This is a genomic window from Aliivibrio sp. S4MY1 (assembly GCF_028765545.1).
Taxonomy (GTDB): Bacteria; Pseudomonadota; Gammaproteobacteria; order Enterobacterales; family Vibrionaceae; genus Aliivibrio.
Genome location: NZ_JARACP010000005.1, coordinates 62,709 through 75,345, shown reverse-complemented (window position 1 = coordinate 75,345; position 12,637 = coordinate 62,709). Strand labels below are relative to the sequence as shown.

Annotated in this window: 14 protein-coding genes; 12 read left to right on the top strand and 2 right to left on the bottom strand. The window is 40.5% G+C overall.

The features are described from left to right. The first annotated feature begins 42 nt into the window (after positions 1-42). From bioB to bioD, 4 genes are read left to right on the top strand one after another with little or no spacing between them, the layout of a single operon-like run. On the top strand, positions 43-1,095 hold the full coding sequence (gene bioB, locus PVK71_RS07125; protein ID WP_274418708.1) for a biotin synthase BioB: 1,053 nt from the start codon (positions 43-45) through the stop codon (positions 1,093-1,095). Further along, a complete protein-coding gene (gene bioF, locus PVK71_RS07120; RefSeq protein ID WP_274418709.1) occupies positions 1,079-2,230 on the top strand; it encodes an 8-amino-7-oxononanoate synthase in 1,152 nt (383 codons plus the stop codon). The genes bioB and bioF overlap by 17 nt, the downstream gene beginning before the upstream one ends. Positions 2,231-2,236: 6 nt before the next feature. Beyond that, complete coding sequence (gene bioC, locus PVK71_RS07115) at positions 2,237-3,058, top strand: malonyl-ACP O-methyltransferase BioC (protein ID WP_274418710.1); 822 nt, start codon at positions 2,237-2,239, stop codon at positions 3,056-3,058. After that, complete coding sequence (gene bioD / locus PVK71_RS07110) at positions 3,051-3,731, top strand: dethiobiotin synthase (protein WP_274418711.1); 681 nt, start codon at positions 3,051-3,053, stop codon at positions 3,729-3,731. The genes bioC and bioD overlap by 8 nt, the downstream gene beginning before the upstream one ends. Before the next feature lie 82 nt (positions 3,732-3,813). Here bioD and PVK71_RS07105 read toward each other — a convergent pair whose 3' ends face one another. After that, positions 3,814-4,698 (bottom strand): LysR family transcriptional regulator, encoded by an 885-nt coding sequence (locus PVK71_RS07105; protein ID WP_274418712.1) that lies wholly within the window; start codon positions 4,696-4,698, stop codon positions 3,814-3,816. Between the two features lie 115 nt (positions 4,699-4,813). On the opposite strand from PVK71_RS07105, the gene PVK71_RS07100 reads away from it, so the two are divergent. The 4 genes from PVK71_RS07100 to PVK71_RS07085 all read left to right on the top strand — a co-directional run bounded on the left by PVK71_RS07100 (position 4,814) and on the right by PVK71_RS07085 (position 8,498). Continuing rightward, a complete protein-coding gene (locus tag PVK71_RS07100) occupies positions 4,814-5,881 on the top strand; it encodes an HlyD family secretion protein (protein ID WP_274418713.1) in 1,068 nt (355 codons plus the stop codon). Positions 5,882-5,893: 12 nt separating this feature from the next. Continuing rightward, on the top strand, positions 5,894-6,919 hold the full coding sequence (locus PVK71_RS07095; protein WP_274418714.1) for a DUF2955 domain-containing protein: 1,026 nt from the start codon (positions 5,894-5,896) through the stop codon (positions 6,917-6,919). 122 nt (positions 6,920-7,041) lie between these two features. Then, on the top strand, positions 7,042-8,046 hold the full coding sequence (locus PVK71_RS07090; protein WP_274418716.1) for a glycosyl transferase family protein: 1,005 nt from the start codon (positions 7,042-7,044) through the stop codon (positions 8,044-8,046). Between the two features lie 182 nt (positions 8,047-8,228). Then, positions 8,229-8,498 carry a DksA/TraR family C4-type zinc finger protein gene (locus PVK71_RS07085; RefSeq protein ID WP_155672434.1) on the top strand — a complete coding sequence of 90 codons (270 nt, stop codon included), beginning with the start codon at positions 8,229-8,231 and terminating at the stop codon, positions 8,496-8,498. A gap of 76 nt (positions 8,499-8,574) precedes the next feature. Here PVK71_RS07085 and PVK71_RS07080 read toward each other — a convergent pair whose 3' ends face one another. After that, a complete protein-coding gene (locus PVK71_RS07080) occupies positions 8,575-9,069 on the bottom strand; it encodes a GNAT family N-acetyltransferase (RefSeq protein ID WP_155651997.1) in 495 nt (164 codons plus the stop codon). Positions 9,070-9,254: 185 nt separating this feature from the next. Between PVK71_RS07080 and PVK71_RS07075 the strand changes: the two genes are divergently transcribed. Genes PVK71_RS07075 through PVK71_RS07060 form a run of 4 tightly spaced genes read left to right on the top strand, consistent with a single transcriptional unit; the run spans position 9,255 to position 12,635 of the window. Continuing rightward, positions 9,255-9,896 carry a hypothetical protein gene (locus tag PVK71_RS07075; protein ID WP_274418717.1) on the top strand — a complete coding sequence of 214 codons (642 nt, stop codon included), beginning with the start codon at positions 9,255-9,257 and terminating at the stop codon, positions 9,894-9,896. A 9-nt stretch (positions 9,897-9,905) separates the two neighbouring features. Continuing rightward, positions 9,906-10,589 carry an ABC transporter ATP-binding protein gene (locus tag PVK71_RS07070; RefSeq protein ID WP_155672431.1) on the top strand — a complete coding sequence of 228 codons (684 nt, stop codon included), beginning with the start codon at positions 9,906-9,908 and terminating at the stop codon, positions 10,587-10,589. Continuing rightward, positions 10,577-11,845 carry an ABC transporter permease gene (locus PVK71_RS07065; protein WP_274418718.1) on the top strand — a complete coding sequence of 423 codons (1,269 nt, stop codon included), beginning with the start codon at positions 10,577-10,579 and terminating at the stop codon, positions 11,843-11,845. Before PVK71_RS07070 ends, PVK71_RS07065 begins: the two co-directional genes overlap by 13 nt. Further along, the gene (locus PVK71_RS07060; RefSeq protein ID WP_443111712.1) at positions 11,838-12,635 is read left to right on the top strand and encodes an outer membrane lipoprotein-sorting protein; all 798 of its coding nucleotides are present in this window, start codon (positions 11,838-11,840) and stop codon (positions 12,633-12,635) included. The genes PVK71_RS07065 and PVK71_RS07060 overlap by 8 nt, the downstream gene beginning before the upstream one ends. The last annotated feature ends 2 nt before the right edge of the window (positions 12,636-12,637 follow it).

Genomic DNA, 12,637 nt, shown 5'->3' with positions numbered 1-12,637 from the left:
CAATAGCAATGGTTATAGCATGTTAACGAAAGGAATTTACACGTGGAAGTGAGACATAACTGGACAGTAGCAGAAGTACAGGTGTTGATGGATAAGCCGTTTATGGACTTAATCTTTGATGCTCAATTAGTACATCGTAAATATCAACAAACAAACCATGTACAAGTAAGTACACTGTTATCAATTAAAACGGGCGCTTGCCCTGAAGATTGTAAATATTGCCCTCAAAGTGCTCATTACCGCACTGACGTTGATCGTGAACGTCTGATGGAAGTAGAAAGCGTTTTGGATGCTGCGAAAAAAGCGAAGAACTCAGGTTCAACCCGTTTCTGCATGGGTGCTGCTTGGAAAAATCCAAAAGAACGTGATATGCCTTATCTGTTAGATATGATCAAAGGCGTTAAAGAGATGGGTCTTGAGACGTGTATGACGCTAGGGATGATCACCTCAGAGCAAGCGGGTGAATTATCAGAAGCGGGTCTCGATTACTACAACCACAATTTAGACACCTCTCCAGAGTTTTACGGCAGTATTATTACAACACGAACGTACCAAGATCGTTTAGATACATTATCTCATGTTCGTGATGCCGGAATGAAGATCTGTTCTGGTGGCATTATCGGCATGGGCGAAAGTGACAGTGATCGTGCGGGTCTGTTTGTTGAATTAGCGAATCTTCCTCAGCATCCTGAGTCTGTTCCTGTCAATATGCTGGTAAAAGTAAAAGGCACGCCATTAGAGGATGCTGAAGACGTTGACCCATTTGATTTTATCCGTTTGATTGCAGTTGCTCGTATCATGATGCCTGAATCGGCTGTGCGTTTGTCTGCAGGTCGTGAAAGTATGAATGAGCAGATGCAAGCCTTATGCTTTATGGCCGGTGCTAACTCAGTATTTTATGGTTGTAAACTACTGACAACACCAAACCCGGATGAAGACAGTGATATGCAACTGTTTAAAAAATTGGGTGTAAATAGTCAACAAGTTGCGCAAAAACCAGATGTGGTTCAAGAGCATGAATTATTAGATCGCGTTGCTGAGCGTGTTGCTTCTCGTCCTGAAAAAGACGATCTATTCTATGAAGCGAGCGTTTAATCGACGTATTAGCTCCGCACTTACTCAACGTAAGCAAGCGGGGCTGAATCGTTCTCGAACGGTAATAGAGCAAGGTAATCAATCTCGATTAGTGGTGGATGGCCAATCTTACATTAACTTTTCAGGTAACGATTATCTTGGTCTTGCTGGCAGTGCAGAGTTAACACAAGCATGGCAACAAGGGCTTTCTTTGTATGGCTGTGGCAGTGGCGCTTCACCATTAGTGACAGGTTACTCAAAACCTCATGCCGATTTAGAATCTCAACTGGCTGAATGGCTTGGGTTTGATTGCGCATTACTGTTTAATTCAGGCTTTAGCGCTAACCAAGCGGTGCTTTTTTCATTATTTGAAAAAGGCGATACCTTACTGCAAGATAAACTCAATCATGCATCATTAATGGAAGCGGGTATATTGTCACCTGCGACAATGAAACGTTTTAAACACAACGATATTGCTCATTTAACTAAATTATTAAACGCTTGTGGTGATTCACCTTCTTTAGTGGTGACTGAAGGTGTATTTAGTATGGATGGTGATCTCTCCCCATTATCCGATATTGCCACTGTGGTCAAAGAAAATAATGCTTGGTTCATGGTGGATGATGCCCACGGATGTGGAGTGTTAGGCAGTAATGGTCGAGGTTGCTGTGATTTGTATCAAGTTACGCCTGATATTTTAGTCGTCACGTTTGGTAAAGGGTTTGGTCTATCAGGTGCCGCGGTGTTATGTAATCAAGAATGTGGTGATTACTTAGTTCAATTTGCTCGTCATCATGTCTATTCAACAGCAATGCCTCCTGCTCAAGCTCATGCGTTATCTCATGCCTTATTGATGATCCAGCAACAAGAATGGCGACGTGAAAAACTCAAAGAATTAAATCAACAATTTGAATCTGATCTAGCTGGTTTTTCAGGAGCGCTGAAAACAGACACGCCGATAAAACCGATTATTATTGGTGAAGCCGATAAAGCAATGAATGTCTCTGCCGCACTTAAAAATCAAGGATTGTGGACAACTGCCATTCGTCCGCCTACCGTGCCAACAGGAACTGCGAGGTTAAGAATTACGTTAAGTGCCAATCACTCGCAACAAGACATTACACAGCTTACACAAGCAATAACAAAATTAGGATGATGAGTTATGGTTAATCAAGCGGTCGCCATAGAAGCCTTTAATTGGACTCCAAGCCAAGAGAAACAAGCTATTCAAGCGGCTTTTAGTAAAGCGGCAAATACCTATGATCGCTCGGCTGAATTTCAACGTCAGGTGGCGGATACCTTATTATCTTATTTGCCTCAAGATCTGTCAGGGCTGCGTATATTAGATGTCGGTTGCGGAACGGGCTATTGCAGTGAACAGTTGTTGAAGCGTGGTGCAAAGGTTGTGGCGTTTGATCTGTCTCAATCGATGTTAGATAAAGCTAAAGAACGTTGTGGTGAACTTAATATTTGTTATGTTCAAGGGGATGCTGAGCATTTACCGTTTATTAATAGTGAATTTGACGCGGTTATTTCAAGTTTAGCGTTGCAATGGTGTCAGGATTTATCCGTTCCTCTGGCTGAAATGAATCGAGTTACTCATACTAAAAGCAAGGTTGTATTTTCAACTCTGTTAGATGGCTCACTGTTTGAGTTAAAAAATGCGTGGTCAAAGGTTGATTCATATCAACATGTTAACGATTTTATTACTCCATCTATGGTAAACCTTGCGTTAGCGCAATCTGATTGCAACAAGTTTACACTAGACTGCACGCCAGTCGAGATGACGTATTCTTCTGCTCTTGCTTTAATGAAAGATTTAAAAGGAATTGGAGCAACGCATTTACCTAATGGTCGCCACTCAGGTTTATTGAGTAAAGAAAAGCTATTAGCAGTAGAAGAAGCGTATCAAATTTTTAAGAATGAATTGAATAAGTTACCTGCTACTTATCAGGTAGGCTTTGGAGTTATAAGTAATGATTGATGCATTTTTTGTTGCAGGTACAGACACAGATGTAGGTAAAACCGTTTCTTCTAAAGCGATTTTAGACGCATTAAATATGAAAGGGCTAAATACAGCCGCATACAAACCTGTAGCTGCGGGCTCTGAAGACAAAGGCGAAGGCGTTCAAAACTCTGATGCAATCCATTTACGCTCTGCTGCTAATGTTGAATTAAGCTACGAAGAAGTAAACCCTTATGCATTACTATTGCCTTCATCACCTCATATTGCAGCGGAAGCGGAAGGCGTAGTCATTGATTACTCTGTACTGTCTCAAGGTTTAGCTGCGTTAAAGGCTAAATCAGACGTAGTATTGGTTGAAGGCGCTGGCGGTTGGCGTGTTCCTGTTTCTAAAGATGACTGTTTATCTACTTGGGTTAAGCAAGAGAAATTGCCTGTCGTATTAGTGGTAGGCATTAAATTGGGCTGTTTAAGTCATGCAATGCTAACGGCTGAGGCGATTCAACATGATGGTTTAGAGATCATTGGTTGGGTAGCAAACCGAGTAAACCCAGGTACTGAACATTACGCTGAGATTATCGCGATGTTAGAAGATAAAATGCCAGCACCAAAATTAGGTGAAATCCCATACATGCCAAGTGTTAAGCGTAAAAATATGGGTAAATACATTAATTTAGATGTGTTAGAAAGTTAATTTCTATTGCTATAAACGCATTTAAGTACAAGATACAGAAGCCAATATCTTTCATGATGTTGGCTTTTTTTGGGCATTAATTTCATTGGTATGAAAATGTTTCTCTAAATAGTTTCACCATAGCTCGTGTCTTTTCAGGCAAATAGCTTGGTGTTGGGTAAACTAAAGTAATGGTTAAATCAGTAAAAGAAGTTCTGGGTAAGACCTCAATGAGTTGGCCATTTTTGATTTTATCTTCAATTAAGATCGAAGGTAGAAGAGCAATGCCTTTACCTGATAGTGCTAATCGTTGTAGAAGATTCAGATCATCACTAAATAACTGATAATCTAACCCTTGAGGGAGCAAGCTTTTGTTATAACGACTAGCAAGCAGATGAAAGTCATTTAATTGAGCCGCATTATCAGGGTAGCCGTTAAGCGCTAAATATTCAGAAGAAGCAACCATGCTATAAGGAATTTGAATTAAGCGTTGCTGAATATAGTCATCATGCAAAGGTTCGATATAGCTAGGCAGAATTTGTAGGTCAACACTTTCACGGCGAAGATCCAACGATTGAACATGATGCTCAATCTCTAATTTAACCTCAGTGTACTCTTTCATATACTGTTCAATTAATTGGGAGAAAATTTCCGTCATTCCAAGGGCTGGAGGGATTGCAATTTTTAAACGACCTCTTGGCGTTAAATGGTGCTCTTTCATTAATCGGCTTGCATCCACTAAGGTATTGATTGGATTAGAGGTTTGCTCATATAGCCATTTCCCTTGCTGGGTTAATTCAATCGCTCTTGTTGTTCTAATCAATAATTGATGACCAAGTGCTTTTTCTAATTCTTGTAGGCGACGACTAACCTTTGAACGTTGTAAGCCAGCAAATTGCGCGGCAGAGCTAATGCCCTTATGCCTAACAATAAGAACAAATAGGTAAATATCATCAAAGGAAACGGAGCTATCTGGATGGTTACTCATCTCTATTGTCCTGCTAATAGGTCATATGTGGACTATTTTGCCATCTATTCGAAATAAAATCACGCACTATAATGAGAACCAGATCACGGCAATTTTGACTTTATTGAGAACTTCTATGCAAGCTGAAGAACAAAAATTCAAACAGTGGATGCGAATCCTAATCGTATTATTTCTTATCGTTACGGCTTATTTAGTGATGGCAGATAGATTAACGCCATTAACAACCCAAAGTAAGGTTCAGGGATTTGTTGTTCAAATATCACCAGAAGTGTCTGGTAGAGTAGTTGAAGTTAACCATACTAATAATCAATTAGTTAAACAGGGTGAATTACTGTTTAAGATTGATGATGAAAAATATCAATTGGCCGTTCAAAAAGCCGAAATTGGGTTAGCTCAAGCAAGAGAGCAAGAAGCGTCGTTAGTTGCGGATATCGAAGCAGCACGTTCGAATGTTAAAACGACTCAAGTTACGGCAGATAATGCAAACCGTGAGTATCATCGTATTAAACGTTTAGCTAAATCAGGAGCTGTTTCCGCATCAGGTTTAGATTCAGCGCTTACTAAGCGTGATCAAGCTTCGGCAAACTTCATGGCATCTAAGCAGAAATTACACGCATTAGAAGTGAGGTTGGGCAAAGGTGATGGCCAAAGTAGTGCTGTGCTTTCAGCAAAAAATGCCTTAAAACAAGCAGAGTTAAATTTAGAAAATACACAAGTGGTAGCGCAAAGTGAAGGCATTATTACCAATATGCAATTGCATGTCGGTTTATTTGCTAATGCGAATCAACCATTATTGACATTTATTCCGACGGATTCACTGTGGGTTTCTGCCGATTATCGTGAGAAAGCGACCTCAGAAATGGTTAAAGGAATGCGTGCAGAAGTGGCTTATGATGCACTGCCGGGTGAGGTGTTTCCATTATTGGTAGAGAGCCGTGATTATGGTGTTGCTTCTGCACAACAAAAAGCCAATGGTCAATTAAGTAGTGTTGAAGTGAGTAATCGTTGGGTGCGTGATGCACAGCGTGTACGTGTTAATTTAACGAGCGATACGCCATTGTCTCCGAGGTTGTTTGTCGGCTCGCGTGCAACCGTCATTATTTACACTTCAGGAAATACGGTGATTGATTACATTGGCCATAGTTTAATTACCATGATCAGCTACTTACATTACATTTATTAGTGTGAGACTTACATGAAAGCATTACGAATTTGGTTTGGTTGCGTTGTTGGCTTTGCCATGTGTACGGTATTTGGCTGGTCGAATGGCATGTTTGGTACTTTATTACCATTATTTATTTTATCTAACCTAAATCGCTGGAACTGGGGCATGTTCATTCAGTTATTTGTTAGCGTTGTTTGGGTGAGCATTCAAGTTGTATTAATTGTTGGTTTTTTACAGCCTTATCCACTATTAATGACCGTTGCTGTTGGCATTATGCTGCTGTTTAAATGCCATGCAATGCATTATAAAGCCAGTTATTTATTTGGATATACAGGCTTATTAGTAGGCTCAATTTTACTGAACTTTGGTTCATACAGTACATTTGATTTAGAGAACTTTATTGTCGGTGTATGGGTGGCAGCTATTATGGTTGTGCCAATTTGTGCCTTAGCATTTTATCTATTTCCTGACCCAATAGAAGATCATACGCCAATTCTAAAGGTCGAAGGCCAAAGTAAAGATCCAAGAGAGATGCTAGAGCAAACCGCTTTGGGGTGGATGGTCGCCATGATTGTATTTTTGATCTTTGAAATTGGTACGTTAAACGATTCATTATCAGCACAAGCCTCTATGTTGATTATGCTTTCTCCAATGACATTAGTTGGCTCATTAATGATGGCTCGCATTCGTATTATTGGAACCATCGTAGGGTGTTTAGCCGCGATGGCGATGCAACTGATCCTTTATGATCTATATGACAATCCTATTTTGTATATTTTAAGTTTCGCTATCGCTTCTGGCTATTTTTGTAAATGGTTAGCCAGTGAAAATCCAGTAATGAAAGGGATTGGCTTCTCGGCGATGGCTGCGCTGACTATTCCAATTACAGGCGCTATACCTGGCCAAAAAGATGCCTTCTTTGCTATTTTATATCGCGTCTCATCTATTGTCGTCGCAGTTATAATAACCAGTGTATTAATTTGGGTTTGTTATCGATTAATTAAGTCGTTTCCTATTTTCTTTCGAGGTGTCGAGCGAGAAGAGAAAGCACATTAACATACTGAATGATTGAGTAAATAGCCAAGAGGAGTGTAGATTATTACGAACCTCTTGGTTTTTTTTGTTTATGTGATAACGTCTGTGTAGTTGAAAATTATAAAGAAAATACAAGGACAGTCATGAGCTCAATTATAGAATGCATTAGAACCGTAGGGCGTGGTGAACGTAGCCGTAAACCATTGACGTTTGATCAAGCTTACCAAGTAATGAAAGAATATCTTGCCGGTGAAGTCTCTAGTGACAAGATGGCAATGCTAATGATGCTTATCCGAGTTCAAAATGAAACGGTTGAGGAGATCAGCGGCTTTACAACGGCCATTCGTGAGTTTATTCGTAACGAACAAACGCCAGAGCTAAAAGATCTTAACGTTGATATTGATTGGGCGTGTTTTGCCGGTAAGCGTCAAGTTCAAGGTCCATCATGGCAGTTATACGCAGCACAAATTCTTGCAAATAAAGGCTTTAGAGTGCTTATTCACGGACATTTGCAATTAGGCAGTACACGTGAACACGTATCTCAAGTGATTGATAAGCTAAATATTCCAAGTTGCACAAGTATTGCAGAGACACAAAAAGCACTAGATGAAGGAAATATCGCTTATTTACCGCTATCGGTTTACGCTCCTCAAGTCGAAACCATGCTGTTATGGCAACATGAGTATGGTTTACGTACCCCTGCGAATACCTGTGCACGCATGTTAAACCCAGCATCTGCGCCTATTTCATTACGTGGCAGCTTCCACCCAGGCTTACCACAACTGCATGGTGAAGCGGAATCTCGCTTACAACAAGCAACTGATGACTGCTCTGAATTAGCACTGTGCTTTAAAGGGATGGGGGGAGAATCTGAATTTAACCCTAAAGTTAGCCAGTCTCTATGGTGTGCATCAAAAGGGGTATGTGAAGAGCTGTATTGGGAAGAAGCATTAATTGAAGATTTACCAGTCCCTCAATCTTGTTTGTTAGGCACTAAATCAGAACAATTACAGCTAATGGCGAACACTGTTATTTTTAATGTGGCCAATGTATTGTGGGCAAATAAACGAGCAGAAAACTACCCAAGAGAAGAGGCGATTAAAGTTGCTACTCAATATTGGGAAGAGTATGTAAAAACTATCGCTTAACGACATATTTAATGCTCTAGTTATGAATGAAAGCCGTAAGTTAATTTTGCGGCTTTTTTAATATCCCCTTAATTTGTTTATTACACAACTGTAATAGTAATTCACATTTAGCGCTATTATCAAAATACCGTTAATAATAGATAATGCTCTCCTAGTCGTTATTTCATTAACTGGAGACCATTATGGCTAATGGATTTACAAGAGATGGTGGCGTCCAAGAACAAATAGATGCCACCGTAATTGATGCAATTAATCGTGCTCGATCGCATCTTCATCATGAGCACAATGAGACAAATTATTGTTTAGAGTGTGGGGAATTAATTCCAGAAGCACGACGAAAAATAATACCGGGTGTAGAGTTGTGTGTTGAGTGTCAGGCAAAAGAAGATGCGCGTGAAAAAGCATTCAGTGCTTATAACCGCAGAGCAAGTAAAGACAGTCAATTACGTTAAGTATGGCGGTTGCTCCTAATATCTAGAAACGGCCCGCCGCGTTTAATTAAATTTTGTCACTAAAAGAAAGGAGAAGTTAGTTACGATTAATGCGAGCCAAATAATAGGTGTTAATGAATTCACCATTTCTAAACGCAGAATCAATCGCTTCTCCTTCAATAACAAACCCGAATTTTTTATATAACCTTAGAGCAGCGTGATTGTCGACAAACGCATCAATTTCAATGCGTCTCACATTGAGCCAGTTGTCCGCAAGATCTAACACCGTTTCTAATAATTTACTTCCAACCCCACGACCGTGATAGTCATCGTGAACCCCCATACCAAAGTGCGCAACATGCTGGGTTCTTGGGCGTGTTACTTGTTCAAAGCCAATATTACCGACAACTTTACCATCAATAAGAGCGACATAGCTGTAAACATTATCAGGTATTGCTGAGAGTCGTTTTTCCCAGAGTGCGCGTGATGGAATAGGGAGTTGGAGAGTTTGCGCCTGAGCTTGAGGTTGGCTGTATAATTCACACAACCCATCAATGTCTTTTACTTCTGTTCGGCGAATCACTATTTCCATTACACGCATCCTTGTCTAATTAGTAAGCATTAAACTTAACCAGAATAGGTATCGATGACAAGTATTTAAACTCATTATTACCATTCATCCTCTCTATTTACCGTTCGTCGCATCCCACGTTTTTTTATCCTTTCTTTAGTTAATCTGTAAACATCAAACAGGATCATTTAATTAAGGACAGACAGGTGAAACAAATAACAGCAATAGTAAGTTTATTAATAAGTGTAATGACGTTTTCTACTCAAGCGGCGTTAACGGATGAAGACATTTCAACATATAACCAAGCAGCGGCTGGAAATGAAGATCTTGTAGAGCCTGCTTATGATCGTTTTGAGGAATTGATTCAAACTGATGGAGCAACACCACTGACACTGGTTTATTTAGGAAGTGCAGAAACCCTAAAAGGTCGAGATGCCATGATGCCATGGACCGCAATGAAATACGTTGAGCAAGGACTAGCGAAAATAGGGAAAGGGTTAAATTTACTCGCGACAGAAAATGCACTAATTGAAGAACAGCCGATAGTTTCAGGTTTACCTGAGTCTTATCTCACTCGTGCGCTAGCGGCGGCAACCTATTCACAACTTCCTGATATGTTTAATCACTTTGAGCGTGGTTATGATCTCTATTTAGCTCTACTTTCCGAGCCAACATTCCAAGAGCAGCCTTATGAAGCGACGGCTTGGGTATACGGATACGCAGTACAAGCGGCACTTAGAGCAGAAGACCAAGCACAAGCCAATCAATGGCTGGCCGTGATGTTAAAACAAGATAACATTCACCCAGAATCCCTTAACGCTCAATCACTTATTACCGCAAGTAATTAGGAGATAATGATGATCAGTTTTAAAGGTATAGAAAAAACCTATCAGCTCGGTTCACAGCGTGTGGAGGCTCTGAAAAAAGTAGATGGTTTTATCATAAAAGGCAGCATGGTGGCGTTATGCGGGCCGTCCGGTTCAGGAAAAAGTACCTTATTAAACATCTTAGGCTTACTTGATATGGATTATCAGGGAGAAATAAAAATGGACGGTGAGTTTTACCCTAAAGATCCCATTCAAGCGGCTAAGTTACGACGCCACCAACTGGGCTTTGTGTTTCAGCGTTTTAATTTAGTCCCCGTGATGACCGCATTAGAGAACGTCGCATATCCATTAGTGTTAAATGGATACAGCAGTAAAGATCAAACGATCTTAGCCACTGAAATGTTAGAAAAAGTGGGGTTAGGCGATTTTATTCACCATCGACCGGATAACCTTTCTGGTGGACAACAACAACGCGTTGCCATTGCTCGTGCCTTAGTTCATAAACCAAGCTTAGTTATTGCGGATGAGCCAACAGCCAGTCTAGATAGCCAAACTGCAGAGACCGTGATTGATATTATGAAAGCGCTCGGGAAGGAAATTGGCACCACCTTTATTGTTGCAACGCATGATTATCGAATGGCGCAACATTGCGATACGTGCATCAACTTACTGGATGGAACCATCAGCAAGGAGGCCGTGTCATGGGCAAGTTAATCTCACTATTACCTTATTCACTGCGTTTAGCGTGGTTGAATTTATTGCGGAATGCTCGTCGCAGTGCGCTTTCTATTTTAATTATCACGATTGCCGTATTTGCATTAACCAGTGCGGGTGGGTTTGGTTTATATACTTATGACTCATTAAAAGAATCCACAGCAAGAGATACGGGTCATCTTACATTAAGCCAACCGGGTTACTTTGAAAGTGATGAAGAGATGCCGTTAAGCAATGGGTTATCAGAGACATCAGAATTAATTCGCACCTTGATGAAATACGATGAAGTAAGAGGCGTACAACCTCGTATTGATTTTACAGGGCTAATTTCTAATGGCGTAAAATCGACGATTTTTATGGGAACTGGGGTGAATGATCGAGAATTTGATATGAAAGGCCCATTTTTAGACATGAGGACGGGCAAAACCTTAACCGACATTACTTCAAGTCGATACGATGTAATGGAACCAGAAATCATGCTTGGGATCGATTTAGCGAGAAACCTCAACGTCAGTGTGGGTGACTGGGTAACTTTACTGGCAACCACCAGCGAAGGGGCACTTAATGCGTTTGATTTTAAAGTGCATGGCACCTATTCAACGGGTGTTCCCGAGTTAGATAAACGTCAGCTTTATATTCATATCGATTCTGCACAAGAGTTACTGCTATCAGAGAAAGTGAGTACCTTATCGGTTTTTTTATTTGATACTGAGAAAACCTCCGAGTTACATCAACGATTAGATCAAGAGTTACAAACAATGCCACTTGATTACGACGTTGAAATCACGCCATGGCAAGAGCGTGCTTTTTTCTACAACAAAGTGAAAGATTTATATGATCTTATCTTTGGTGTAATGGGCTTTGTGATGGGCTTAGTCGTATTTGTGGCTTTGTTTAATACCATGACGATGTCAGTAACAGAAAGAACGCGTGAGATCGGCACTTTATCCGCATTAGGCAGCTATCCTAATGAGATCATTCACTCATTCTTACGAGAAGCTGGCTTACTTGCGGTGATAGGTGTGGTTCTTGGTGCAGTAATGACAGCCTTAACGACAATACTGTTGCTAGTGGTGGATGTACAGATGCCACCACCACCGGGAAGAACGGATGGGTACCCACTGAATATTTATTTCTCATTTGAATTAGTGGCTTATGCAGGCGTTGGTGTTGTGTGTATTTGTTTACTGGCAGCGTACTTATCTGCCAAAAAAGGCGTAAAAAAACCAATTACGGAGGCGCTTATTTATGTCTAAATTATCTCACTTATTTATTCTGTTTGTGCTTATTGGTTTTCAATCTACTGCAATCGCAACAACGCAAAATATGGATAATACGAACAGCTTGACTGGGGCCCAAGTTAAACAACTGGTGAAAAAGGCCGATGATTTTCGCTTAGGTGAAAGTTCAGCAAAAGTGGTCTCTGAGGTTAAGCTATACAAAAATGACGAGCTAGATAAAACTCGCCAATACACGGTATACACACGAGAAAATAGAGAATCTTTGGTGTTGTTTAATTCTCAAGTGGAAGCCGGACAAAAGATGTTGATGCTAGGGGATAACTATTGGTTACTCATGCCCAAAAGCCGCCGCCCAATCCGCATTACACCGATGCAAAAGTTACTCGGTGAAGCCTCAGTGGGTGACATTTCAACGTTAACGTGGAGTGAGGATTATCAAGGTGAGTGGATTGAATCGACAACGTTCGACCTAACCGATGGTCAAGCGATTCAAACTGAGAAGATTAAACTAAAAGCGACAACAAAAGGCGCGAGTTATTTCACTATCGATTTATGGCTAGAGCAAGGAACGGGTTTTCCGATTAAAGCCGATTTGTATTTGCGGTCAGGAAAAATGGCTAAAGAAGCGTGGTTTATTAAAGGGATAAGAGAAGGCGAAACCAAAGTGATTTCAATGGTGTTAAATGATCAAATTCAAACCAATCAAAAAACGGTGATTGAATATAAAGAAATTACACCAACAGAGATTGCCGATAAATATTATAACCCTGCTTATCTGTCACGCACCAAACAGTTGGATTTGTGATC